This is a genomic window from Streptococcus sp. 1453, from assembly GCF_013276955.1.
Classification (GTDB): Bacteria; Bacillota; Bacilli; order Lactobacillales; family Streptococcaceae; genus Streptococcus.
In genome coordinates this window covers 18,334-43,755 of sequence record NZ_VMLZ01000006.1, presented here as the reverse complement: position 1 = coordinate 43,755, position 25,422 = coordinate 18,334, and the positions used below count along the sequence as shown (strand labels likewise).

At 39.9% G+C, this 25,422-nt stretch carries 30 protein-coding genes; 8 read left to right on the top strand and 22 right to left on the bottom strand.

The window, feature by feature from the left end:
* Positions 1-51: 51 nt before the first annotated feature.
* The 4 genes from HW098_RS05735 to HW098_RS10530 all read right to left on the bottom strand — a co-directional run bounded on the left by HW098_RS05735 (position 52) and on the right by HW098_RS10530 (position 3,122).
* Entirely contained in the window at positions 52-687 is a 636-nt protein-coding gene (locus HW098_RS05735; RefSeq protein WP_176139531.1) for a GDSL-type esterase/lipase family protein, read from the bottom strand.
* A gap of 1 nt (position 688) precedes the next feature.
* Positions 689-1,516, bottom strand: a complete 828-nt coding sequence (locus HW098_RS05730; RefSeq protein WP_176139530.1) for an HAD family hydrolase — start codon at positions 1,514-1,516, stop codon at positions 689-691.
* A gap of 21 nt (positions 1,517-1,537) precedes the next feature.
* Positions 1,538-2,857 (bottom strand): CapA family protein, encoded by a 1,320-nt coding sequence (locus HW098_RS05725; RefSeq protein ID WP_176139529.1) that lies wholly within the window; start codon positions 2,855-2,857, stop codon positions 1,538-1,540.
* Positions 2,858-2,972: 115 nt separating this feature from the next.
* Positions 2,973-3,122 carry a hypothetical protein gene (locus HW098_RS10530; RefSeq protein ID WP_240149464.1) on the bottom strand — a complete coding sequence of 50 codons (150 nt, stop codon included), beginning with the start codon at positions 3,120-3,122 and terminating at the stop codon, positions 2,973-2,975.
* Between the two features lie 108 nt (positions 3,123-3,230).
* Here HW098_RS10530 and def point away from each other — a divergent pair, with 108 nt between their 5' ends.
* Both def and rlmB read left to right on the top strand, forming a co-directional pair.
* Positions 3,231-3,842, top strand: a complete 612-nt coding sequence (def, locus tag HW098_RS05715; protein WP_001272956.1) for a peptide deformylase — start codon at positions 3,231-3,233, stop codon at positions 3,840-3,842.
* 44 nt (positions 3,843-3,886) lie between these two features.
* Positions 3,887-4,615: a 23S rRNA (guanosine(2251)-2'-O)-methyltransferase RlmB gene (gene rlmB / locus HW098_RS05710; RefSeq protein WP_176139528.1), complete on the top strand. Its 729-nt coding sequence runs from the start codon at positions 3,887-3,889 to the stop codon at positions 4,613-4,615.
* A gap of 36 nt (positions 4,616-4,651) precedes the next feature.
* On the opposite strand, the gene trxB is transcribed toward rlmB, so the two are convergent.
* The 7 genes from trxB to HW098_RS05675 all read right to left on the bottom strand — a co-directional run bounded on the left by trxB (position 4,652) and on the right by HW098_RS05675 (position 9,006).
* Positions 4,652-5,563 (bottom strand): thioredoxin-disulfide reductase, encoded by a 912-nt coding sequence (gene trxB, locus HW098_RS05705; protein WP_176139527.1) that lies wholly within the window; start codon positions 5,561-5,563, stop codon positions 4,652-4,654.
* A 65-nt stretch (positions 5,564-5,628) separates the two neighbouring features.
* On the bottom strand, positions 5,629-5,853 hold the full coding sequence (locus tag HW098_RS05700; RefSeq protein ID WP_000926599.1) for a DUF4059 family protein: 225 nt from the start codon (positions 5,851-5,853) through the stop codon (positions 5,629-5,631).
* Between the two features lie 77 nt (positions 5,854-5,930).
* Positions 5,931-6,674 (bottom strand): amino acid ABC transporter ATP-binding protein, encoded by a 744-nt coding sequence (locus HW098_RS05695; RefSeq protein WP_000590965.1) that lies wholly within the window; start codon positions 6,672-6,674, stop codon positions 5,931-5,933.
* Positions 6,674-7,474 (bottom strand): amino acid ABC transporter permease, encoded by an 801-nt coding sequence (locus tag HW098_RS05690; RefSeq protein WP_176139526.1) that lies wholly within the window; start codon positions 7,472-7,474, stop codon positions 6,674-6,676. Before HW098_RS05690 ends, HW098_RS05695 begins: the two co-directional genes overlap by 1 nt.
* 157 nt (positions 7,475-7,631) lie before the next feature.
* On the bottom strand, positions 7,632-7,988 hold the full coding sequence (locus tag HW098_RS05685; RefSeq protein ID WP_176139525.1) for an arsenate reductase family protein: 357 nt from the start codon (positions 7,986-7,988) through the stop codon (positions 7,632-7,634).
* A gap of 5 nt (positions 7,989-7,993) precedes the next feature.
* Positions 7,994-8,512: a methylated-DNA--[protein]-cysteine S-methyltransferase gene (locus HW098_RS05680; RefSeq protein WP_176139524.1), complete on the bottom strand. Its 519-nt coding sequence runs from the start codon at positions 8,510-8,512 to the stop codon at positions 7,994-7,996.
* The gene (locus HW098_RS05675) at positions 8,512-9,006 is read right to left on the bottom strand and encodes a GNAT family N-acetyltransferase (RefSeq protein ID WP_176139523.1); all 495 of its coding nucleotides are present in this window, start codon (positions 9,004-9,006) and stop codon (positions 8,512-8,514) included. Before HW098_RS05675 ends, HW098_RS05680 begins: the two co-directional genes overlap by 1 nt.
* 134 nt (positions 9,007-9,140) lie before the next feature.
* Here HW098_RS05675 and HW098_RS05670 point away from each other — a divergent pair, with 134 nt between their 5' ends.
* On the top strand, positions 9,141-9,587 hold the full coding sequence (locus tag HW098_RS05670) for a DUF1836 domain-containing protein (RefSeq protein ID WP_176139522.1): 447 nt from the start codon (positions 9,141-9,143) through the stop codon (positions 9,585-9,587).
* The gene (locus tag HW098_RS05665) at positions 9,584-10,231 is read left to right on the top strand and encodes a hemolysin III family protein (protein WP_176139521.1); all 648 of its coding nucleotides are present in this window, start codon (positions 9,584-9,586) and stop codon (positions 10,229-10,231) included. Before HW098_RS05670 ends, HW098_RS05665 begins: the two co-directional genes overlap by 4 nt.
* Before the next feature lie 352 nt (positions 10,232-10,583).
* Here HW098_RS05665 and HW098_RS05660 read toward each other — a convergent pair whose 3' ends face one another.
* The 5 genes from HW098_RS05660 to HW098_RS05640 form a co-directional block, all read right to left on the bottom strand.
* Complete coding sequence (locus HW098_RS05660) at positions 10,584-11,900, bottom strand: beta-carotene 15,15'-monooxygenase (RefSeq protein WP_176139520.1); 1,317 nt, start codon at positions 11,898-11,900, stop codon at positions 10,584-10,586.
* Between the two features lie 17 nt (positions 11,901-11,917).
* Positions 11,918-12,649 carry an ABC transporter ATP-binding protein gene (locus HW098_RS05655; protein WP_154859138.1) on the bottom strand — a complete coding sequence of 244 codons (732 nt, stop codon included), beginning with the start codon at positions 12,647-12,649 and terminating at the stop codon, positions 11,918-11,920.
* Between the two features lie 561 nt (positions 12,650-13,210).
* Positions 13,211-13,792 (bottom strand): pyridoxal 5'-phosphate synthase glutaminase subunit PdxT, encoded by a 582-nt coding sequence (gene pdxT, locus HW098_RS05650; protein ID WP_176139519.1) that lies wholly within the window; start codon positions 13,790-13,792, stop codon positions 13,211-13,213.
* The gene (gene pdxS, locus HW098_RS05645) at positions 13,793-14,668 is read right to left on the bottom strand and encodes a pyridoxal 5'-phosphate synthase lyase subunit PdxS (RefSeq protein WP_000138517.1); all 876 of its coding nucleotides are present in this window, start codon (positions 14,666-14,668) and stop codon (positions 13,793-13,795) included.
* A gap of 152 nt (positions 14,669-14,820) precedes the next feature.
* The gene (locus HW098_RS05640; RefSeq protein WP_176139518.1) at positions 14,821-16,200 is read right to left on the bottom strand and encodes an FAD-dependent oxidoreductase; all 1,380 of its coding nucleotides are present in this window, start codon (positions 16,198-16,200) and stop codon (positions 14,821-14,823) included.
* Between the two features lie 143 nt (positions 16,201-16,343).
* Between HW098_RS05640 and HW098_RS05635 the strand changes: the two genes are divergently transcribed.
* Genes HW098_RS05635 through HW098_RS05620 form a run of 4 tightly spaced genes read left to right on the top strand, consistent with a single transcriptional unit; the run spans position 16,344 to position 19,341 of the window.
* Positions 16,344-16,526: a hypothetical protein gene (locus HW098_RS05635; RefSeq protein ID WP_173229241.1), complete on the top strand. Its 183-nt coding sequence runs from the start codon at positions 16,344-16,346 to the stop codon at positions 16,524-16,526.
* Complete coding sequence (locus HW098_RS05630; RefSeq protein WP_176139517.1) at positions 16,496-17,419, top strand: FAD:protein FMN transferase; 924 nt, start codon at positions 16,496-16,498, stop codon at positions 17,417-17,419. Before HW098_RS05635 ends, HW098_RS05630 begins: the two co-directional genes overlap by 31 nt.
* A 59-nt stretch (positions 17,420-17,478) precedes the next feature.
* Positions 17,479-18,084 carry an NADPH-dependent FMN reductase gene (locus tag HW098_RS05625; protein WP_000915952.1) on the top strand — a complete coding sequence of 202 codons (606 nt, stop codon included), beginning with the start codon at positions 17,479-17,481 and terminating at the stop codon, positions 18,082-18,084.
* Between the two features lie 18 nt (positions 18,085-18,102).
* Positions 18,103-19,341 (top strand): NAD(P)H-dependent oxidoreductase, encoded by a 1,239-nt coding sequence (locus HW098_RS05620; RefSeq protein ID WP_176139516.1) that lies wholly within the window; start codon positions 18,103-18,105, stop codon positions 19,339-19,341.
* A gap of 120 nt (positions 19,342-19,461) precedes the next feature.
* Here HW098_RS05620 and HW098_RS05615 read toward each other — a convergent pair whose 3' ends face one another.
* The 6 genes from HW098_RS05615 to HW098_RS10525 form a co-directional block, all read right to left on the bottom strand.
* Positions 19,462-19,719 (bottom strand): DUF896 family protein, encoded by a 258-nt coding sequence (locus tag HW098_RS05615; protein WP_049522002.1) that lies wholly within the window; start codon positions 19,717-19,719, stop codon positions 19,462-19,464.
* Between the two features lie 42 nt (positions 19,720-19,761).
* Positions 19,762-21,798 carry a glycine--tRNA ligase subunit beta gene (gene glyS / locus HW098_RS05610; RefSeq protein ID WP_176139515.1) on the bottom strand — a complete coding sequence of 679 codons (2,037 nt, stop codon included), beginning with the start codon at positions 21,796-21,798 and terminating at the stop codon, positions 19,762-19,764.
* Positions 21,799-22,057: 259 nt separating this feature from the next.
* Entirely contained in the window at positions 22,058-22,975 is a 918-nt protein-coding gene (gene glyQ / locus HW098_RS05605; RefSeq protein WP_000038733.1) for a glycine--tRNA ligase subunit alpha, read from the bottom strand.
* A gap of 367 nt (positions 22,976-23,342) precedes the next feature.
* Positions 23,343-24,104, bottom strand: a complete 762-nt coding sequence (locus tag HW098_RS05600) for an elongation factor Tu (RefSeq protein ID WP_176139514.1) — start codon at positions 24,102-24,104, stop codon at positions 23,343-23,345.
* A gap of 271 nt (positions 24,105-24,375) precedes the next feature.
* Positions 24,376-25,218, bottom strand: a complete 843-nt coding sequence (locus tag HW098_RS05595) for an aldo/keto reductase (protein ID WP_176139513.1) — start codon at positions 25,216-25,218, stop codon at positions 24,376-24,378.
* Positions 25,196-25,381 carry a hypothetical protein gene (locus tag HW098_RS10525; protein WP_240149463.1) on the bottom strand — a complete coding sequence of 62 codons (186 nt, stop codon included), beginning with the start codon at positions 25,379-25,381 and terminating at the stop codon, positions 25,196-25,198. The genes HW098_RS05595 and HW098_RS10525 overlap by 23 nt, the downstream gene beginning before the upstream one ends.
* Positions 25,382-25,422: the final 41 nt, after the last annotated feature.

Here is a 25,422-nt window from a genome sequence, read left to right as displayed (position 1 = left end):
TTTAGAATTTTTTACAAGATATTATGCTCAAATTTAACATTATTTAGCTATTTAGTAAAGATAATCTTTCAAAGCTTTGGTCAAAACTTGATAACCAGTGACACTAAGGTGCAGTCCATCAGTAGTATAATCTTTTTTTAGTTGATCTGCTTGGTCTGTCAAACTATCAAAAACTGGCACAAATTCCACCTGCATATAGGCCGACGCAAGCTTTTGATAGGCTTGATTCCATCTCTGAATTTTTTCATTCGAGCGGATATAGACTGTCTGCTTGTACTCCTCTACTTCATTGACTGGCAAAATGGAAAGCAATTTAATCTCTGTCAGTGGATAATCGCGAGCAATGGATTGAATGATAGCTTCGAGGTTATTGAGAGCCTCATTCACAGGCACATCTTTTCCGATATCATTTGTCCCAATCAAAAGGACAATTTTATCTACCGCTCCACCGTACAGATGCGCATCTAGATTTTCTAATAACAGCCCTGTCTGATAACCTCGAATGCCTCGATTGACAATCGTTTTTGAAGTCCCAAATAGTTCCTGCAGAGGATAATACTCAACAATGGAATCCCCAATAAAGAGAATGTCTGGTTCAACAACAGAAACTTGATTTAAGTGACGATACTTGGTTTGGATTTTACCCTGTTCCTTTAGGAGCCAATTTTCTAATAACTGTACTGCCACTTCATTCTCCTTTTTCTAACCAATTTTCCAAGACTTTATAAACTCCTCCTCGGCTATTGGCTGGCGCTAGAGCAGTCGCCACAGCTTTGGCTTTATCATCAGCATTTTCCATCGCATAAGCAATTCCAGCCATTTCAAGCAGTTCAACATCATTTTCACTGTCACCAAAAGCCATGATTTGTTGAGCCTTCAAGTCCCAACGCTTGAGTAATTCTTCCAAGCCCCATGCTTTATGAATCCCAGCTTGAAGGATATCAATGCAACCATAGCCACTCGATACAGCCCGAACACGGCCATCAAAGAGGTCATTGATTTCTTCCAAGACCGAACTCAAACGTTCCTCACCAACAACCATACTCATCTTGAGCACACCACCAAAGAGGTCAGAGGTTAATTCATCCACAAACTGCATCCGTTGATAGAATTTTTCAATCATTTCTGGAGTCATAAAACTTTCAAGGTCTGTAAAAATGGTACCTTCTTTGACGAAACCACCCTTCATCCCCGTTACAACAAACTGGTCCTGACACGCTCGACCCTTGAAATGAGCCAAAGCCTTATCAACAATGGCATCATCCCAAGTCTGAGCCTGAATCAGTTCATTGTTTTCAAAAATACGAGCACCGTTGGCAACCACCAGAACCACTCGATCCACCAAGTGCCCCAGCAGTTGCCTCATGCGGTGAATTTCATTGCCCGTCGCGATAACAAAACGAATACCCTTTTGATCCAACTGATCTAAAATCTTTTCCAATCGTGGGAGATCAAGCTGGCCTCTAGCATCCAGCAAGGTCCCATCCATATCTGTCGCAATTACCTTAATCGTCATTTACTTTCCTCTGGATTCAAGCTAATCCCACTTCAATCCCACATGTTCGTTCATTTCTTTATAGGCTGTATCAATTCGTTCCTTAGTCGCTTCATCTAACTGGTCACGATGACTGCCACCCTCTATAAAATCTTCCAAGATATAGGTTTGATAATGATATAAAGGATAGCCTTCTGGTGAAAAGGTTCCCTTTGGTGTTCGATTGACCCAAGTAGGATGAGCTTTAGCTGTTCCGATAGTTGTTTTTCCATCCTTCTTCTTAATGGTCACGTCCATGAGAACGCCACGTTCAGTCCACTTAGCATTTTCTTCATCTCCCATCGATTCAATCCGTTGATTGGAAATGAAGTTCCCCATTGAATAGATAATGAGTTTCTTTTCTCCATCTTTTTCAACCGTTTCAGATGGTTCAACTACATGTGGGTGTCCTCCAAAGATAATATCTGCTCCCCAATCAATCATCTTGTGATAAAGAGCCTTTTGTTCTTCAGTTGGTTCCAAGCGATACTCAACACCCATCTGAGGCATGATAATGGTGATATCTGCTTCCTTCTCTGCCCGTTCAATTTCAGCCTTCATCTTATCTTCGTTTAAATCTGAAAGATAACGATTATAGTCTTCCTGAGAAATATACTGCTCAATGCCATTGAAACCATAGGAATAGGCTAACAGTGCAACCTTGATACCATTCACTTCCTTAATGACCAGCGGAGCCTGATCACGTGGCTCGTGCGTATAAACTCCGATTGGAGTGATTCCAGCTTTCTCAATAATATCGGCCGTTGAAATAACTCCCTCAATTTGCGAATCCAAAATATGATTATGAGCTAAATCCAGCACATGATAACCTGCATCCTTAATGGCATCCATAACTTCAGCAGGAGCATTAAAGAGAGGATAACCTGCTAAATAATGATCCTTATTAATGGTTCCTTCAAAGTCACCAATAGCTAAGTCTGCTTGCTTAAGCCAAGGAGTCACATACTCAAAATTCTCATGAAAGTCATAGGTACCGTCTTCTTTTTTAGCTGAAAAGAAAAGTCCATCGTGGTAGAGCAAATCCCCATTGGCCATAATTCTGGCAGTTTTTTCCTCTTCCTGCTCCTGAGACTTTTGCTTAGTCCCCTCTTGAGAAATAGTATCTCGTTTTTGACTGGTTAAAGGGATTCCTTGGAAACTTTCAAACAACAAGACCAAGCCCATTGATAAAGCAACTGCTAGCAAGAGTATCGCCACAAATCCTTTATTGCTCCACCTGCGATAACTCCTAAAAAAGTTTACCAAGACCTTCATAAAACGAAAAGCTAAACCACCCTGATTTCTATCTTGTCTTCTTTGCATCTTCATTCTCCCTACTTTCTTATGCAAGCCTTTTCTTTTTATTATATCATAGATAAGTAATTCTTTCACAATTGATACTCTTCGAAAATCAAATTCAAACCACGTCAGCGTCGCCTTACCGTATATATATGTAACTGACTTCGTCAGTTCTATCCACAACCTCAAAACAGTGTTTTGAGCTGACTTCGTCAGTTCTATCTACAACCTCAAAGCAGTGCTTTGAGCAACCTACAGCTAGCTTCCTAGTTTGCTCTTTGATTTTCATTGAGTATGAATTGAACTTCCTATCTATTTTCTATAAATCCTAAAGGCTGTAATACTTTCAATCCTTGTCATTTTGTGTTATCATGTAGAGGTAATGAAAGGAGAGAAAATGTCTGCTATAGAACGTATTACAAAAGCTGCTCACTTAATTGATATGAACGATATTATCCGCGAAGGGAACCCAACTCTACGCGCGGTTGCTGAGGAAGTTACTTTTCCCCTATCTGATCAGGAAATCATTCTTGGCGAAAAGATGATGCAATTCCTCAAACATTCCCAAGATCCTGTCATGGCTGAAAAGATGGGACTCCGAGGTGGTGTTGGACTGGCTGCTCCTCAGTTAGATATCTCAAAACGCATTATCGCTGTTTTAGTGCCTAATATTGTTGAAGAAGGCGAAACGCCACAGGAAGCTTACGACTTGCAAGCTATTATGTACAATCCAAAAATCGTCTCTCACTCGGTTCAAGACGCTGCTCTTGGCGAAGGAGAAGGTTGTCTGTCTGTTGACCGCAACGTGCCTGGCTATGTGGTGCGCCATGCTCGCGTCACTGTTGACTACTTTGACAAGGATGGCGAAAAACACCGTATCAAGCTCAAAGGCTACAACTCCATTGTTGTTCAGCATGAAATTGACCACATCAACGGAATCATGTTTTACGACCGTATCAATGAAAAAGACCCATTTGCAGTTAAAGATGGTTTACTAATTCTAGAATAAAGAAAATCCCGTTGCAAGACGGGGTTTTGTGTTATAATAGAGGCATGAAAACAAATGATATTGTCTATGGCGTCCACGCCGTAACCGAAGCCCTCCTTGCAAATACAGGAAACAAACTCTACCTCCAAGAAGATCTCCGAGGTAAGAATGTTGAGAAAGTCAAGGAACTGGCTACAGAAAAGAAGGTGTCCATTTCTTGGACTTCAAAAAAATCCCTCTCCGAGATGACTGAAGGTGCTGTCCACCAAGGTTTTGTTCTACGAGTGTCTGAATTTGCCTATAGCGAGCTGGATCACATCCTTGCCAAAACACGCCAAGAAGAAAATCCACTTATATTGATTCTGGATGGCTTAACTGACCCTCACAACCTAGGCTCCATCTTAAGAACCGCTGATGCGAGCAATGTTTCAGGTGTCATCATTCCCAAACACCGTGCTGTCGGAGTAACTCCTGTCGTTGCCAAAACGGCCACAGGTGCTATTGAACACGTTCCCATTGCCCGAGTGACCAACCTCAGTCAAACATTAGATAAACTCAAGGATGAAGGCTTCTGGATCTTTGGAACGGATATGAATGGGACTCCTTGCCACAAGTGGAATACAAAAGGGAAAATTGCCCTCATCATCGGAAATGAAGGAAAAGGCATCTCTAGCAACATCAAAAAACAGGTTGATGAGATGATTACCATTCCTATGAATGGACATGTTCAAAGTCTCAATGCCAGTGTTGCTGCAGCCATTCTCATGTACGAAGTTTTCCGAAATAGACTATAAAAAGTTTCCAGTCATCTGATTGGAAACTTTTTATGATTAACTATGTTCTGTGATAAACTTGTAGGCTTCTTGACCAGCGATAGCTCCATCTCCAACTGCTGTTGTTACTTGGCGAAGGTCTTTCAAGCGAACATCTCCAACTGCAAAAATACCGTCAACTGCAGTTTTCATGTGGTTATCTGTCACAATCCAGCCAGCCTGATCTTGGATATTCAATTCTTTAACAAAATCGCTAAGAGGGTCCAATCCAACATAGATAAAGACGCCACCGAAGGCTTGTTCTGTCACTTGACCTGTTTTCACATTTTCAAATACGACAGATTCTACTCGGTTTTCACCCTTGATTTCCTTGACTACAGAATCCCAGATAAAGCTGATTTTCTCATTCGCAAAGGCGCGGTCTTGTAAAACCTTTTGAGCACGAAGTTGGTCACGACGGTGAACAATGGTAACAGTTTTAGCAAAACGAGTCAAGAAGATGGCTTCTTCAACAGCTGAATCTCCACCACCAACTACCAACAAATCTTGGTCACGGAAGAAAGCACCATCACACACGGCACAGTAAGAAACACCTCGACTGTTCAGTTCTTCTTCTCCAGGCACTCCCAAAGGACGGTGTTTAGATCCAGTTGCTACGATAACTGTACGTGTTTCATATGTTTGGTCATCAGTCATCACTTTCTTAAAATCACCATGATCTTCTACATTTTCAACATAAGCATAAATGTGCTCAACACCAAGGTTTTCAAGCGGTTCAAACATCTTTTCTGCCAATTCTGGCCCACTAATATTAGCGTATCCAGGGTAATTTTCAATATCCGATGTATTATTCATCTGACCACCTGGCAGACCACCTTCAATCAAGGCTACTTTCAGATTGCTGCGAGCAGCATACAAGGCTGCAGTCATCCCTGCAGGTCCAGCACCGATAATAATAGTATCGTACATATAGTTTCCTTCTTTCTTGTTGTAACTATCTTTATTCTAACTCTTTCTTGTCAATCATGCAAGGATTATGCCTTGAAAACAAGAATTAAACTCATAACCGCAAAGGATAATACTGGAACAACCAAGACCCCAATCATAATCATATCATAAAGATGGGCTTGGCGAGCCTTGGCTGTCTTATCAACTCCCGACATGGCTCTCAGTCCAATCCAAATCCCTAAAAAAATCAGGACGAGGATGGTGGTCAAGATCAAACTCTCGAAATATAAAGAAAATAGTTGCAGTAGCATGATTTCTCTCATTTCTATCTTTTTTAAAGAGTAAACTCAGCTAGTCCAGCTAACTGAGTTTTTCTTTATCTATTATATCAAATATAAGTCCGTTTGTAACTAGCGAAGAATTCTTTTGTCCGCTCTTCTTTAGGATGGTGGATAATCTCATCCGGAGTTCCAGACTCAATGATTTTCCCCTTATCTAGGAAGAGAATCTTATCCGCCACTTGGGCTACAAAGGACATGTCATGACTGACCAAAATCATGGTTTGACCTGACTTAGCAGCATCTGCAATAGACTTTTCTACTTCACCAACCAATTCTGGGTCAAGAGCTGAAGTTGGTTCGTCTAAGAGCAAGACATCTGGTTTCATAGCGAGAGCACGCGCCAAAGCAACCCGTTGCTTTTGTCCACCTGATAAATGTCGAGGATAATGGTTTTCACGGTCAGAAAGCCCAACCTTAGCCAACTCTTCCTTGGCAATCTTAGTCGCTTCTTGATCAGACAATTTCTTGACAACAACCAAGCCTTCTTTCACATTATCAAGTGCTGTGCGGCGTTCAAACAAATTAAACTGTTGGAAAACCATAGACAGCTTACGGCGTAGGGCAAGGATTTCTTCTTGAGTGATTTTGGAAAAATCAACTGAAAAATCATCAATCTGAATAGAGCCACTGTCAGGTGTTTCAAGATAATTGAGACTGCGAAGGAAAGTTGATTTTCCAGCTCCTGAAGAACCAATCAAGGCTACAACTTCCCCTTTTTGAATATCCAAGTCCAGATGATCCAAGACAGTCTGTCCTGAAAAGGATTTGCTTAAATTCGAAATCTTAATCATTAACGAAGGTCTCCTTTCACATCTGTTTGCACTGTATCGGGTGCAGAAATAGCCATTTTTCTCTCGATGAAACGACCGAGGCTTTCAATTCCGATATTGACCACCCAATAAACAAGGGCAACGGAGATAAAGCGTTCAAAGTAACGATAATCGGCACCACCCAAAATCTGAGCTTGGGCAAAGACTTCCACAACACCCGCACTGAAGGCTAGGGAAGTTCCCTTGGTCAAACCGATCAGGGAATTGATTAAGGTTGGAGTCGCCACAACGGCCGCATTTGGAATAATCACTCGTCGATAAACTTGCGCTCGGGTCATCCCCAGACTTCGTGCCGCCTCAATCTCACCAGGATTGACTGAGAGAATGGCTGCACGAATGGTTTCACTGGCATAAGCTGCCTCATTAAAGGCAAAGGCTACAATCGCAAAAACAGCCGCTGGAATCGCATTGATATTGAGACCAGTACCCCATTGCTGATTGAGGGCTTTCAAAGCCAAAGGGATTCCATAGTAGGTCAACATGAGTTGCACCAAAATCGGTGTCCCTTTTAAGAAACTAACAAAAAAGGCCTGCAAGGGATATAAAATCCTGACACGATTGATCTTCACAATGGCAAAAAGAAGCGCCAAAACCAAGCCAAAAAAGGCACCACCAATTGTCAACATAATCGTTGTTGGAAGTTGTTGGACAATTCTTGGGATTCCATCAAAGACCGAACGCAAGCTAAACAGCTTGCCATCCGGAATCAATTGCATCAAGTTTTGGTACCAATCTGATGCTAAAATCGTTGTAACATTCATAAAAACATCCTCTCCTGATAATGATTCATTCTACCATACTTCTGCCGTCAATGAAATTATTTGCTACGGTCAGATACAGACTTTGTCTACCTACTAGTTTATCATACTTTGAAACAGGGAGGCTATATATTTTATCTATCAAAGAGATAAGTAAAAACTATTTCAATCCCAATTCTTCATAAGGTTTTCGATAACCGATTTGCTTAACAGTTCCATTTTCTACTAAAATTGGCCGTTTTAACAACATACCGTCACTTGCTAGTAACTCAGCTGCTTCTTGGTTCGACAGACTTCCTACCTTATCTTTCAGCCCTAATTCACGGTATTTGATCCCACTGGTGTTGAAAAATTGCTTCAACTCGAAACCTGAAGTCTCTAACCAGTTTAAAATGACTTCTTGGCTGGGTGTTTCTTCGACGATATGGACGGCTTTGTAGCCCACACCGAGTTGGTTTAATTCTTGTTTTGCTTTTTTACAAGTTGAACATTTTGGGTATTCGATAAATTCTAACATGTGTTTCACTTTCTATTGTTTATATCTTTAAAATCTGCGCCTTCATGCTCCAAGAGCCATGCTTTCTTTTCCACTCCTGCAGCATAACCTGTCAGACGCTTGCCTGCGCCGAGCACACGATGACAAGGTACTAGGATAGACCAAGGATTGCGTCCCACTGCTTCACCAATTGCTTGAGCAGAAGCCACTTGCAGATCTTGGGCTATTTGTCCATAGGTCACTGTCTGACCATAAGGAATTTCCTGTAAATAGGACCAAACTCGCTTTTCAAAATCCGTTCCGGTTGGAGCCAAGGGCAAGTCGGATAAATCTTGAGGCTGGCCTTTAAAGTAAGCATCTAAGCAAGCAATAACTGGGTTTAAAATGGGATGACTAACAACTGCTTCTATCGTGTCATCTCCTATCCCTCTCTCAAAATGCTTCTGCTCCTGCACCCAAATGCCATACAAATAATGGTCATCAGCTACGAGAGAAAGGGAGCCAATTGGTGAAGAGTAGAGCATTTTTGCGTACTTCTTTTGCATTATTTCTTCAATTTTTGATAGGCCAAGCGTTCGCCATCAACAGGCACTTTACCAACCTGTTTAAAACCAAGTTTTTCAAAAATATGTTGCATAGCTTTGTTTTCAGCATGCGTATCTGAGCGAAAATCTAGATAATCAAATCCTTCAATCAAGCCCTCTAAGAAGGTTTGAGCAACGCCCTGTCCCTGCACATCTGCTGCCACAGCAATACGGTGAAAGACTAGATATTCTGACTCTCCAGCTTGCCAGTTTCCCTCATAAATATCTTCATAGGCCTCCTCTGGACTCTTAGTCACAGCAGCATAGGCTAGTAGTTCTCCATCTTCCAAGGCTACATAGGCTTGACCTGAGATTATATCCTCAATAATAATATCAGCATTTGGATAACCATTTTGCCACTGGTCACTACCAGCATCTGCTAAACATTTCTTGGCTTCCTCAATCACCTTCATGATGGCATCTACTTCATTTGGAAAAGCTAAACGAATCTCCATCTTTTCTCCTCATTTCTGACTAGTTTCTCCCATCATAGCATAATTTAAGTCTTTCTACAAGCAGTTAAAACTTGACTTTCTGTTTTTGTTATTTTATAATCTAGTTATTAAAACTAGATAAAAAGGAGTTGGAAATGAAAACTACCTTTTCCTACCCAAAATGGGCAGAAATTCCAAACATTGACCTCTATCTGGACCAGGTTTTGCTCTATGTCAATCAGGTCTGCGCCCCTATTTCTCCTGATAAAGACAAGAGACTAACAGCATCTATGGTCAATAATTATGTCAAACATGGTTACCTGACAAAGCCTGACAAGAAAAAATACCAACGTCAACAGATTGCCCGTCTGATTGCTATCACAAGCCTCAAGTCTGTATTTTCTATTCAAGAAATAGCACAGACACTGAATACTCTACAAACTCAAGCAAGTTCAGACCAACTCTACGATGCTTTTGTGGACTACATGAACCATGGAATTGACCCAGCTAACCCTATTATCCAAACCAGCTGCCAAACCGTTAAACTCTATCATCAAACTCTAGACTTAATCGATCATACTGAAGAGGAGGTAATCAAATGAACACTAGTCTTAAACTCAGCAAACAACTCAGTTTTGGAGAGGAGATTGCTAATAGCGTGACCCATGCTGTGGGTGCAGTCATCATGCTCATCTTACTCCCTATTTCATCCACCTATAGTTATGAAGCACACGGATTTTTATCCTCTATCGGCGTTTCCATTTTCGTCATCAGTCTCTTTCTCATGTTCCTCTCATCCACCATTTACCACTCTATGGCCTATGGTTCGACCCACAAATATGTCTTGAGAATCATTGATCATTCTATGATTTATGTTGCTATTGCAGGCTCATACACGCCCGTCGTCTTAACCTTGATGAATAACTGGTTTGGCTATCTGATTATTGCCATCCAATGGGGAACGACCATCTTTGGTATTCTCTATAAAATCTTTTCTAAAAAGGTCAATGAGAAATTTAGCCTTGCCCTTTACCTGATTATGGGCTGGTTGGTGCTAACTATCATTCCAGCCATTATCAGTCAAACAACTCCAGTCTTTTGGAGTCTCATGGTAACTGGCGGACTCTCTTATACAGTTGGAGCTGGATTTTACGCCAAGAAAAAACCTTATTTCCACATGATTTGGCATCTCTTTATCCTAGCTGCGTCCGCACTCCAATACATCGCCATTGTTTATTACATGTAAAACTCTAAGCAGGCTCTGCCTGCTTAGAGTTTTACAATCGAATTTCCCAAAGAGGAAGCAAGATGAAAGCCGTCATTGCTTATGCTCATAAGATTCTCAGAATCGTTTACAAACTACTCTCCACCAAGCATACTTATCAAAAAGAAAAGGCGCTAGGACTGAGGAAACAGTTCTAACGCCCAAACTAAAAAATTTCAATTACACTATAGCACAGGAAGTGATTTTTTGCGCTTTTTTACTGTTTTTTCAAATAAAAAAAGACAAGGTTTTTTATCCTTGCCTTTTAGTTTTAGTATTTCTTTGGTTTCAATGTCAATAAGTGTGTTCTTTTTGGTTCAGTAACTATTCCAATTTATCTATCTTGAAATATATAGAATCCCTTTGTAATACTATAAAAAATAACTAACAAAGAAATAACTATAAGACTCGGTTGCCAAAAACCCGATATATCTACTACACTTTGGCCTAAAAGTTGGCCAATAAAGCTAACTAAAATTAAAATAATTAAATTGAAAATTACTGATACTAATAAAATTAACACCGAATGTATTATTGCCTCGCCTATGCGTATTTTAAAAAGTTGTAATCTTGACACTCCCACTGTCTTTAACTGTTTAATGTCCTCAATATCTTTATTAGAAGATAAAATTGTAAGAGAAATAGAACTAGTAATAATCAGAATAATTGGAGCAGACATATAAGCAATAAAGGAAGCTCTTGCTTCGTTTACTCCGTTTGCTGTATTCATGAATGAATACATATTTTGGGTGTAAAGAATAAACCCAGAAATGAGAGTTACTCCCATGCTCATTGAAGTTTGTATACTTTTCAAATAGCTAGGATTGGATAGTAGATTCCAAAAGCCTGTATTGATTACATAATTTTCAGTTGGGAATATCCTCATTAAAAATTTTATTAGAAACACTTGAATTGATGGAGATAGTGATTGAATAATAAGGATGTGAATAATTAATAAAAATAATATTATGCTTGACTGTTTTTCAATTATTTCTTTGTTTCTGATAAAACCTGCTGAAACAATAGAACCTACACATAGTAACCATAGGAATAAACGAACAGAGATGTTAACAAATCCAGTTACTGTAACTTTTCTTTTTTTCTTTTTTGGTTTTAATATTGATGATATTTTAAGTATTCGACTTGAATAAAAGTAAGCCCCTATCCCGACAATTGTTGGGACTATAAAAACACTCAATAAAATTGATTGAATGTTGGCTGTAATAACTAAATCAGGTAACTCATCTCTTCCTAATAAATTTTGTAAAAATTTGTAGTAACTATCTGCCATGATAAATGAAAGTATTGTACCAATACTACTAACAATCACTGCCATTAAATAAAACTGTCCAGATACTAATAAAGATAGCTGAGTTCTGCTTGCGCCTAAGATAGCCCATAATTGGTAATCCTTTTTAAAGATATCTATTAGCAGTCTTATATTATTTGAAATAAGGAAAAATAGAGTAGTCCCGCCAAAAATTATTAGCATTTGAAAAAGTTGCGAAGCGTTAATATTAGCAGTCTTTATTGAACTAGCAATACCAAATAAAGATGTTCCAACAATCAGGCTAGATACAAATAGTAATGGTATTGTTCCTAACCATTGTCTTTTTGAGTACTGAAATTGGTAAATGATTAATTTTAGCATAATAAATCCTCCTCAAATTAATCTTTACTACTTTCAAGTGCTTGGTAGAGCTCGTCAGCTGAAGGTTTAATAATTTGTCGAGATATTTTTCCGTCTTTTAAAATGAGTGCTCTGTCAGTTTTTGAAGCCAACTCAATATCATGAGTGACCATAAAAACACATTTTCCTTGACTCGCTAAATTACGAAGTGTTTCAAAAATAAGTTTTCTTGAGACGCTGTCCAGAGCTCCTGTTGGCTCATCAGCAAAAATAATTTTACTATCAGCTATTATTGCACGAGTAATAGCCACTTTTTGCTGTTCTCCACCTGATAAGGTAGCAACTAATGATGATAGTTCTGCTTTAAAATTCAAACTATCCAACATTTTTTTTACTTTATTGCTATCAACACTCTTTCCTGAGAGTCTCAGAGGAAGTGTAACATTTTCTAGTACAGGTAGAGCGGGGACCAGATTATAGTTTTGAAAAATAATTGCAATATCTTGCCTTCTAAATTTAGCAAGCTTCCCTTCTTTTAAGGTATATGGATTTACACCATTGATAACAACTTCGCCACTTGTTGGTTCAGACAAACTTGATAAGCAACTTAGCAAAGTAGACTTTCCAGAACCACTGACACCAAGTATTGATACAAATTCCCCATAATTGACAGATAAAGAAACATCTTTCAAAATAGAGACAGTTTTGTCTTGTCCTAACAAAAATTCTTTTGAAAGGTTTGAGACTTTAACAGCTACATTATTAACCATAATAAATCCTCCTTATTCCAGTGTCATCTTTGATTTAATTATACAATATTGGAATTCTATTAATATTAAGTAAGTAACTTATGAAACGTATTTTTTATGGATAAAATTTCTATTTCCTCTGGATCTAGAATAAAGGTCTTCAGCGAACTAAGAATTTTTTTCTATTACCATAATAGTATCATAAATGAGGCTTGATTGAAAGCGTAAACATAGCTTTATTATGAGGTACAGCTATTCTATACAAAATTTAAACATAAAACTTAGGTATACTTAATAAATGAGAAATAAAGTTAGCTATAACGAAAATAGTAGCATATGTAAAACTCTAAGCAGGCTCTGCCTGCTTAGAGTTTTACAATCGAATTTCCCAAAGAGGAAGCAAGATGAAAGCCGTCATTGCTTATGCTCATAAGATTCTCAGAATCGTTTACAAACTACTCTCCACCAAGCATACTTATCAAAAAGAAAAGACGCTAGGACTGAGGAAACAGTTCTAACGCCCAAACTAAAAAAATTTCAATTACAGTATAGCACAGGAAGTGATTTTTTTGCACTCTTTTACTATCTTTTTTCTTTACACATATTGATAAAGTACTGGTGCAAGCGCACATCATCAGTCAATTCTGGATGAAAAGAAGTTACCAACATATTTTTTTCTTGGGCTGCAACGATTTGATTATCAACTGTTGCTAGAATTTCTACACCCTCTCCAACACTGCTGATAATTGGACCACGGATAAAAGTCATTGGAATCTGACCGACTCCCTTACATTCTGCTTCCGTGTAGAAACTTCCTAATTGGCGCCCATAGGCATTACGCTCGACCACCATATCCATAGTTCCTAGATGACTCTCTTCCTGAGAAGCAATTTCCTTAGCCAGCAAAATTAAACCCGCGCAGGTTCCAAAAACCGGAAGTCCAGAGAGAATGGCTTCTCGAATGGGAAGCAGCATGTTTTGGTCTCGTAAGAGCTTGCCCATGGTTGTAGACTCACCACCAGGCAAAATCAAACCCGACAAGTCACTCTGAGATTTCTGAAAATCCTCTAAATTTCTGATTTCAACACTCTCGACACCTAATTGATCTAGCACTTTTGCATGTTCTGCAAAGGCACCTTGCAAGGCCAATATTCCGATTTTCATCTATTTTCCTCGCTCAGCCATGAGAATTTGGATCTCATTTTCATTGATACCAACCATGGCTTCTCCTAAATCTTCAGAGATTTGAGCTAAAATTTGAGGATTACGGAAGTTAGTCACCGCTTTGACAATAGCACTCGCTCGTTTAACAGGATCTCCTGACTTAAAAATACCTGAACCGACAAAGACACCCTCTGCCCCTAATTGCATCATCAGTGCGGCATCTGCTGGCGTTGCAACGCCTCCAGCTGCGAAGTTTACAACTGGCAATTTTCCATGTTCATGGACATATTGAACCAATTCTACAGGGACTTGCAAGTCCTTAGCAGCAACATAAAGTTCGTCCTCACGTAGGTTTTGAATGCGGCGAATTTCCTGATTCATCATACGCATATGACGAACAGCTTGGACGATATCCCCTGTACCCGGTTCTCCTTTGGTACGAATCATAGAAGCTCCTTCAGCAATACGACGCAAGGCTTCGCCCAAATCCTTAGCACCACAGACAAAAGGAACTTGGAATTCTTTCTTATCCACATGGAAACGGTCGTCAGCTGGAGATAAAACTTCACTCTCATCGATATAGTCAATTTCAATAGCCTCTAAAATCTGAGCTTCCACAAAATGCCCGATTCTGACCTTAGCCATTACTGGAATACTAACCGCTTCTTGGATTTCCTTAATCATCTTTGGATCACTCATACGAGAAACACCACCAGCTGCACGAATATCAGCTGGAATCCGCTCCAAGGCCATAACAGCAGCCGCACCAGCGGCCTCTGCAATACGGGCCTGTTCAGGATTTTGCACATCCATGATAACACCGCCCTTGAGCATTTGTGCCAAGTTTTTATTTAATTCATATCTATTTTCAGTCATTTGTTTTATCCTCATCATTTGTATTGGTAGCTACCATTTCATTTTAAGTTAGATTAGAATGAATCACAAGATAAAAAAAGAAGAATTGTGTGGGTACAGATGAAGCAAAAAGCTATCTGACCTTAAAGCAAGGCCAGATAGCTCATCTATTTTTATTTTTCAGCTGTAAGTGCAGCCATTGTGATATAGTTATATGGTTTGTTGAAGTGTGGCAAGAAGAAGAGGTCTGTCAATGCCAATTTATCAATTGTCACATGTTCTTGGATAGCAAGTGAGAACATATGGATTCCCATACTGATAGCAGAATCACGTGATACCATTTGGGCACCAAGAATTTCACGGCTGTCTTTGTCAAAGACAATCTTGATGGCTACTTCATGGTTGTCATGCTTCATGAATTCTGGTTTTTGAAGATCGTTAAAGCCTGTTTCAGTTGCATTGTAACCTGCAGCTTTTGCTTTTTCAAGAGTCAAACCAGTTGAAACCATGTGAAGACCGTAGATTGAGATACCGTTTGATCCTTGAACACCGATTCCTTCCAATTCATGTCCACAAGCGTTGTAGGCACCAACGATACCAGTACGAACAGCGTTTGAAGCAAGGGCAATGTAGCTAGTGTCTTTACGAGCATTGTCATAGACAGTCGCACAGTCACCAACTGCAAATACACCTGGAATTGAAGTTTCTTGTTTCTTATCTACAAGGAAGGCACCGTTGCGGAAGAGTTCAATCTTACCATCAGCAAGTGCTGTGTTTGGACGGAAACCAACTGCAAGAACAACCATATCCACATCAAATGTTTCCTTGTCTGTTACTAAGCGCTCTACTTTTCCATCACCTTGGATAGCTTTTACTGTTTGACCTAGCGCCAAGCGGATGTTGTGGTCTTCTAAGTTCTTGGCCATCATTTGTGTGAAGTCTTTGTCGTAGTAGCCGTTCAAAACAGTGTCTACGATATCAACAAGGACAACTTCTTTTCCAAGACGTTCGAAGGCTTCGGCAAGTTCAACACCGATATAACCACCACCAACAACGGCGATGCGCTCAAGGTGTTTACTATTGTCAGCAAGTTTATTGATAACCTCTTCAGCATTTTGGTACAATTTCACGAATTGTACGTTTTCAAGAGTTGCTTTAAATTCGCGGTTGCCTTTAACAATTTCAACACCTTCGATTGGTGGCAAGATTGGTGTAGAACCTGTAGCGAAAATCAATTTTTCGTATGATTCTTTGTGCTCTTTTCCTTCAACTTCTGCTGTAACTACTTTGTTATCATAGTCGATTGAAAGAACAGGTGAGTTCATGTAGACTTTAGCACCTTTAGCTTCCAATTTTTCTTTATCAGAATAGAACAAGCCTTCAGCACCGTCAATTTGTTCACCAATCCAAAGAGCCATTCCACATCCTAGGAAAGAGATGTTAGAGTTTTGGTCAAATACAACAATTTCGTTCTCATTTCCAAAATTATCCAACATGGTATTGATACATGCTGTACCAGCGTGGTTAGCACCAACTACAACGATTTTACTCATAAAAAATTTCCTGCCTTCAATTTTAAATTTACTCTACTAGTATACCATTTACTGTTAGCGTTTACAAGTGGTTTACTATTATTTCAGCATTTTTTATCAAAAATAATTCCCCATTTATCCTGTTTTCAAACCTCATGAATTTTATGAGCATATTTCTTGACTTTTTCCAAATTTTATTTGTGAAAAGTCTAACTTTATGGTATTCTAATAACATGAAAATAAAATGTAAGGGCTTCAATTTAGATGATTGCTTGATATTACAACTTATTTTCTATAAGAGAAAGGAGTTGGTAGCTTGCCTCTTAGTTCACATTCTGAACGGCTAATGGGGACCACTATCACTATTTCATTAGTAGATGAGCGAGCAGATAGCTTGCTCCAAAAATCCTTTGATTTACTCAGAGAGCTAGAATACCGCTTCAATGCCAATAGTCAGGAATCTGAGTTGATGGAAATCAATCATCAAGCTGGAATAGCCCCCGTCACGGTTCATCCAGACCTGTTTGAGCTGATTTCACTTGGGTTAGAGCATAGCCTAGCGCCCTCTAGCCATCTCAACATCAGTATTGGTCCCTTGATTCAAACCTGGCGCATCGGTTTTTCAGATGCCAAAGTGGCCCAACCTCAAGAAATTGAAGCGGTGCTAGCTTTAATCAATCCTTACTATATCGAGTTAGATTCTTCTGCTTCCACTGTGTTCTTGAAACAGAAAGGAATGAAGATCGATCTTGGTTGTTTAGCCAAGGGTTATAGTGCGGATAAGGTTGCACAATTTCTTAGAGAAGAGGGAGTGACATCTGCCTTGATCAATCTGGGGGGGAATATCCTGACCATTGGAAAAAATCAGGCAAGAGGAAATCAGCCTTGGCAAATCGGGATTCAAGACCCAGCCAATCCGAGGGGAAATCACTTAATGACCATTCCTGTTGTCAATCAATCTGTCGTGACTTCAGGCATTTATGAACGTCACCTGACCGTCGATGGACAAGATTACCATCACATTTTTGACAGCCAAACAGGATATCCTGTTGAAACGGAACTCGCTAGTCTCACAATCATCTCTGATAAATCAGTTGATGGTGAAATCTGGACAACTCGTCTATTTGGAGAAAGACCTGCTTCTATCCTCTGGCAAGTCGAAAGTTTGGAGGGCATCGAAGCGATTCTCATTGATAAGGAAGGTCACCTAAGCTGTTCTTCAGGAATTCCTACTCTATAGAGACAACTGTTTCAATGGAGTTTTAAAATCGTATTATGTAAAAAGAGAAAGGAAATCTCATGTTAAAACTTATTGCTATTGTTGGAACAAATTCAAAACGTTCTACAAACCGTCAATTGCTTCAATACATGCAAAAACACTTTGCTGAAAAAGCTGAAATTGAACTTGTTGAAATTAAAGACATTCCTGTCTTCAATAAACCAGCTGACAAGCAAGTACCTGCTGAAATTTTGGAAATTGCTGCTAAAATCGAAGAGGCAGATGGCGTTATTATCGGTACTCCTGAGTATGACCACTCTATCCCAGCTGTTTTGATGAGCGCTCTTGCTTGGTTGTCTTATGGTATTTACCCACTCTTGAACAAACCAATCATGATTACAGGTGCTTCTTACGGTACGCTTGGTTCATCACGCGCCCAAATGCAACTTCGCCAAATCTTGAATGCTCCAGAAATTAAAGCAAGTGTCCTTCCAGATGAATTCTTGCTTTCACATTCTCTTCAAGCCTTTAATCCAAGTGGAGATCTAGTGGATCTTGATGTTATTAAAAAATTGGATGCCACGTTTGACGACTTCCGTATCTTTGTAAAAATCACAGAAAAATTGCGTAATGCACAAGAATTACTTCGCAAAGATGCTGAAGACTTTGACTGGGAAAATTTGTAAGATAGGAGACCAAAAAGAATGAAATTTGTTGGACTTGTAGGATCAAACTACGATCAATCATATAACCGTAAACTCTTGGAATTCATCCGTCGTCACTTCAAACTCAAATTTGAATTAGAAGTTCTTGAAATTGACGAAGTTCCAATGTTTAACCAAGACGAAAAATGGGATGAAAGCTTCCAATTGCGTCTCTTGTATAACAGAATTACGCGTGCTGATGGTGTCATTATTGCTACTCCTGAGCACAACCACACAATCTCAGCTTCTCTTAAATCTGTTCTTGAATGGCTTTCATATGAAGTTCATCCATTTGAAAACAAACCAGTCATGATTGTGGGTGCTTCTTACTACGACCAAGGTACTTCTCGTGCCCAAGTTCACCTTCGTAAGATTCTTGACGCTCCAGGTGTCAATGCCTATACGCTTCCAGGTAACGAATTCCTTCTTGGTAAAGCCAAAGAAGCATTTGACGCAGAGGGCAATATCACAAATGAAGGAACTATTAATTTCCTTGAAACATGTTTAGACAACTTTGTAAAATATGTGGGAGTCGTTTCAAAATTGAAAAAACCAAAACCAATCGCACCAGAAGATTTATATTGTACAAATCCAATCGCAACTACCATTCAAGGAGTTGACCCTGATGATCCTGAATGGGTAGAAAAAGCAGCTGAGCTTGTTGGAGCTGTTTCTGGAGATACTTACGTTAAATTAGACCACGGTATCTTGACAGTTAACCAAATTGATATGTTCTTGAAAGCAATGCCATTTGAATTGACATTTGCAGATGATAATAACCAATTCTTGTACTTTAATAACGCCCACCAAGATCCAAATACAATGTTTGGTAAACGTGTACGTGCTCAATCAGGAAACCGTTTAGGAACTGTACACGGTTCATTGCCAGACTCTAGAATGAAAAACGTTGAATGGGTTGTCGGCGTATTGCGTAATGGGGACCAAGAATATGTCCGTACAATTGTGCCAGGAACACCAGAAGGCGTTATCAATACCCACAATTACCAAGCAATGTACTATCCAGACGGTTCATATGCTGGAATCAATGAGATTATCTTTAATTTCCAACCATGGCTTGACTGGTACCTCAATACAACTGGTCAACGTCTAGTTGGTGGAAATGCTGCAGCTCCTGCCGGAGGCCACGGTGACGCAGATGCCACATCTGGAGCTTCTGATGCAGGTGATGCTGGAGGTCACGGTGGTGGCGCAGACGCTACAGCCGGTGCAAGTTACTAATGATAGAGCCGTTTTAGGAACCATTTTGGTTCCTTTTTAAGTGACAAAAGACTAGCAGTTTGTGTCTGCTAGTCTTTTGGTTATTATTTCATCTATCTTTGTTAAAAGAAAGAATACTTATTATGAATTTGGATCATCAAGACTACGACCATGTAAGCCTTTTTCACGTTGAACTTGGCGTAGTTTTTCTGGTGTAACATCGTTCCCTTCTTCGTCCACAATTTTGATCCCTTCAATGTGATGACGAACAGTGCGACGATACCCTTCGATGTACTCCTCACGTAGTTTGGCTTGTTCTACTTTTTCTTCTGGTGTCAAGCCTTCTGCTTTTTTCTTTTTAGCAAGCTCGTTGATACGATCAATTTTTTTAGGATCCATGTTTCTCTCCTTTATGATAAGATTTAATCCGTTTAACAGATTTTATTTGGTATTGATTTGGTTAAAACGTGCAAGTTTAGCTGCTTTCTTGGTTAATTGCGACAAGATTGCCAAACGATTTTGACGGACTGCTTCATTTTCAGCCATAACCATGGTATTTTCAAAGAATGCATCAATGACTGGGCTAAGCGCAAAGAGTTGTTTCAATTGCTGACTGGCAGTCCCTGACAAAACGAGTGTTTCTACTGCTTCTGCCAAAGCTTTTTCTTGGTCATTTTCAAAGAGTGCTGAATCAACTGTAGCAACTCCTTCTGCCTTCTCAGTCAAGTTAAAGGCACGAGAGAGTGATTCAACGGATGGTTTGAAGTCTTCTTCCTTGCTTGCTTCTGCGAGAGCACTTGCTGCTTCCAACATATCCGCCACAACAAAGTTTGATCCTGCAAGAACTGCTTCCTTGATGTCTTTTGGAGTAGAACCCATCATCTTATCAACACGAGCCTTGATAAAGTTCATAACTTCTGCTTTATTTTCATAAGCCAAGCTGTCGAATTTCAAAGCATAAAGGCTATCAATCAGCTCATCCATAGCAATGTGCCAACCAAAGGCATCCAAGATACGAACCACACCTTGGGTCGCACGACGAAGGGCATACGGGTCATTAGAACCTGATGGAATCAAGCCTACTGAGAAGAAACTCAAAATCGTATCCAATTTGTCTGCAATGGCAAGCACTGCGCCGACCTTGCTCTCTGGAAGTTCTCCTTCAGCTGAAGTAGGCATGTAGTGTTCACGAATAGCAGCTGCCACCGCTGGAGTTTCACCAGCAAGAAGGGCATATTTCTCACCCATAATTCCTTGGAGCTCGTCAAATTCACCAACCATCCCAGTCAACAAGTCAAACTTGTAAATGGCTGCTACACGGGCTAGGTCAACTGTTTCATCCACTGACAAGCCTGCTTTTTCTGCCAAGAGAATAGCAATCTGACCCGTACGAATCATGTGTTCACGAAGGGAACCAATTTTCTCATGGAAAGTCACATTGTTTAATTTTTCAACAAGATCTGAAATAACTAATTTTTGGTCTTCACGCCAGAAGAATTCTCCGTCTTCCAAACGAGCGACCAAGACTTTTTCATTTCCTTTGATGACATTTTCCAAATGCTCTGCGTTTCCGTTACGAACAGAAATGAAGTTTGGCAAGAGGTTACCATCTTGATCACGGACAACAAAGTACCGTTGGTGTTCCTTCATCGAAGTCACCAAAACTTCTTCTGGAACTTCAAGGTATTTGGCATCAAAACTTCCCATAAAGGCAGTTGGGTATTCAACCAAGTTCAAGACTTCATTAAGCAAGTCCGCATCAATTTCGATATGTACACCATTCTCAGTTTCGATTGCTTTGATTTGGTCAACAATCATTTGCTCACGTTCACGAGGATCCGCGATTACAAACTGCTTACGAAGGTCTTCTTCGTAGCTCAATGCTGACTGAATCTTGGTTTCTTGTCCCAAGAAACGATGGCCACGGCTCACACGCCCTCCCTTAATATCAAGGAAATCCAAATCAAACTCTTCTTCATCTAAAAGAACAGTTAAAGTGTGAACAGGGCGGATGTATTCAAAGGTGTTGTTAGCCCAGTGCATGCTGACAGGGAAAGTCAAGGACTTCAAGACATCTACAACACCAGGAACAATGGCTTCAACTGCTTGACCAATTTCTTCCTTGGTAACATAGACATATTCTTCACCCTTGATTTCACGGAATTCGATATCTTCAACAGTCAAGCCTTTCCCACGGACAAATCCTTGAGCTGCTTTGGTGAAGTTCCCATCACTATCCAAGGCAATTTTCTTTGCTGGACCCTTGAAATCTTCTGTCAAATCAGACTGTTTGTCTGCAAGACCAGTCACACGAACAGCCAAACGACGTGGTGTTGAGAAGGTTTGAATGGCTTCAAAAGACAGACGATTTTCCTTGAGGAAGGCTGCCATTTTTTCGCCTAGTTGTTTTTCACTTGGTGTGACAACATAGGCTGGTAATTCTTCAAGACCGAGTTCTACTAATAAGTTTTTTGTCATGTTTTTTCCTTTACATTTTCTTCAATCTTTTTTGATATGCACCTTAGGTACTGGGGACGTCGCTAACTAACTCTGTGAGTCTGTATGGAAATCCAATGCTAAATTGATCAAGATTTCCAACAGTCTCATCAAAGTGGATTTAGCTGACTGATTTTTGAACCTAAAGTTTCAAAAATCCCCACATAACAGTACGGCGGTGCATATCCCTCTAGCAAGTCTTCGACTTGCCTCTAACGATTTTAGAGTACAGTATTACTCACTATTCTGCGTCTTCTGCTAGGAGTTTAGCTCGTGTTGCTTCATCTAAAAGTGGGTAACCTAGGCGTTTGCGTTCTGCGACAAAGGTTTTGGCTACAACACGGGCCAAGTTACGGATACGAGCGATATAGCCTGCACGCTCAGTTACAGATACGGCACCACGTGCATCAAGTAGGTTAAAGGTATGTGAACATTTGAGAACATAGTCATAGGCAGGGTGAACCAAACCTTCTTCCAAGGCGCGACCAGCTTCTTTTTCAAACTTATCAAAGTTTTCAAGCAACATTTCTTGATCCGAAATTTCAAATGAATATTTTGAATGCTCGTACTCAGGCTGGATAAAGATTTCTCCGTATTTTACACCATCAGCCCACTCAATATCATAGACAGAATCTACTTCTTGAATGTAAGAAGCCAAACGCTCCAAACCATAGGTAACTTCCGCAGTCACAGGGCCAGTTGCCAATCCACCAACTTGTTGGAAATAAGTGAATTGAGTAATTTCCATCCCATCAAGCCAAACTTCCCAACCAAGACCAGCTGAACCAGTTGATGGGTTTTCCCAGTTGTCCTCAACGAAACGAATATCGTGTTCCAAAGGATTGATTCCCAATTTTTCCAAAGACTCAAGGTAAAGTTCTTGGATGTTTGATGGAGAAGGCTTCATAACCACTTGGAATTGGTGGTGTTGGTAAAGACGGTTAGGGTTTTCCCCGTAACGACCGTCTGCAGGACGACGTGATGGCTCTACATAAGCTGCATTCCATGGCTCAGGTCCGATAGCACGAAGGAAAGTGTAAGGACTCATTGTTCCTGCACCTTTTTCATTATCATAAGCCTGCATAAGCATACAACCTTGGTCATTCCAAAATTGTTGCAAAGTAAGGATGATTTCCTGGAAAGTCAATTTTTTAGACATTATTTACTCCTTTTTATATAAATTACTTGCGACACGAGTCTGCCTCGTCGATCATGCGAGGCAAGACGAGTTAGTACTGCGTCTAGCTCAGGCACTCTAGTGCTGAGCGTGGGGCAGCCCGACTGTAAGGAGGTCTCTGCCACTGACGCAGTAAAATGTTAATTTTTTAGACATTGAATACTCCTTAATAAAAAATGATTTCTTGCGACACGAGTCTGCCTCGTCGATTATACGAGGCAAGACGAGTTAGTACTGCGTCTAGCTCAGCATCCTAGTGCTGAGCGTGGGGCAGTCCGACTGTAAGGAGATCTCTGCCACTGACGCAGTGAAATGTTAATTTCTTAGACATTGTTTACTCCTTTAGTTTTTATATTTCTTTTTCAATTAATTTCTGCTGAACAAACCAATTTAACAAGGGAAGATTTTTATCTGTATTTGCCCATAAATGATAAGAATCGAAGACCGCTTGTACACTACCTAGATTTTCTACCAACTTATCTATTGTCAAAAAACTACGCCAGTATTCGTAAAAAATACTTGCATAGTTCTTATCATAAGTCGAAGAACCAAAATCATTCAATGAATGCCAACCATATTTCTTCTGAAAAAGTTCTACAAGAGACTGATTACAAATTTTTTCCGCTTGAAATTCCTCTTCTGTCAAGAAATACTTGCGACTAATATATTCAACCATTCCCTCTTCGAACCAGATATAAGAGTCGTAACCATCAAAATCATCTAAAAAATGCTCCGACCAATGAGCTAACTCATGTCCTACAATCTGTAAGAGGAAATTTTCAGATAAAGAATGATAGTGACTTTCTATTGCTTGAGTTTGCTGAGAACACTCGTAGTTCAGCAACTGATACAAATACAACTCTTTCCAAACAGCTAAATCAGGCGTCATAACTATTCGTCTATTATTTGTATAGGCTGGAACAGTACTTTCCCTAATAATCTGTGTAGCAGCACTAAAACTTGACCAAATAACGGCTTGCGGTAAATCACAGACTGCAAGTTCATTCTTTAAAAAAGATTGATAATCTTTCAACTTTTCAGTATTTCTTACTACAAAATCACGAAATGCAGCTAGTTGACTATCGTCTTTTACAAGATAAAGGTTTTCCACGTCTCTCCTTTCTTTCACACAATAGACTGAATAAGCAAAAAACCGCATCCGACAATCCTAGGTTAATTTAACCTAGGGGCGTCAGAAACGCGGTTCCACCCTAATTTATTACTTCATTGTTTTTGAAAATACTACAGAAAGCGCCAGTTCTTTATTTTGCCCTACTTGGCTCCCACTATCCCAAGCTCGCTTGAAGAACGCCATAAGACTTTCTTTCCTGCTGACTATTATATCAAAAATTAGAATAATGTACAATTCTTTTTATGATTTTCTAGAAATCCATATCATCAACTCGTGGAGCACCAGACTGAACAGCAATCATTTTTAAGGTTTCACGCTCCTCGTGACTCAGTTCAATTCCGAAACAATCAAGATTAGCCTGAATACGAGAGGCTGTGACAGATTTTGGAAGCGGTAAAAATCCTTCTGCCAAGCTCCATGACAAGGCTATCTGAGCAACAGACTTTCCATGATTTGCTGCGATTTCTTGGACTTCCTTACTATCAAATAGTTCTCCCTGACCAAAAGGCCCCCAAGCTTCCAATAAAATTCCTTTTTCTCGACAGTAATCTACGACTTCCTCTTGATACACACCTGGAGCCAAACGAACTTGATTGACTGCTGGAACGATAGTTGCTGTTTCAAACAAGGCATCCAAATGATGGGGAAGAAAATTACTAACCCCAATAGCACGGATTTTCTCTTCTTGATAGAGGTCTTCCATCGCTCTCCAAACTTCCGCATTTCGAGTTTTCCATGCGTCATTTTCTCTAAGCGGTTTTGGGTTCGGCCAATGAATCAAATACAAATCCAAATAGTCCAAGCCCAGCTTCTCTAAAGACTCTTCAAAAGCCTGACGAGCTTGCTCATAGGTTTGCTGACTATTCCAAAGCTTGGTAGTTACGAACAATTCCTCTCGTGGAACTCCGCTATCTTTGATTGCACGACCAACACTTTCTTCATTCTGATAAATCGCCGCCGTATCAATATGACGATAACCAGCCTTCAAGGCTTCTAACACTGCACGATAGGCTTCTTCTCCATCCTTAGCCTTAAAAGTTCCAAATCCCAATACTGGAATTTCTACTCCATTATTTAATTGATAGGTATTCATATGCTTCTCCTTCTATTTTATACTCTTCGAAAATCTCTTCAAACCACGTCAACGTCACCTTGCCGTAGGTATTGTTACTGACTTCGTCAGTTCTATCCACAACCTCAAAACACTGTTTTGAGCAACCTGCGGCTAGTTTCCTAGTTTGCTCTTTGATTTTCATTGAGTATTATTCATCAATTATAGCATAAAACATTTTTTAAT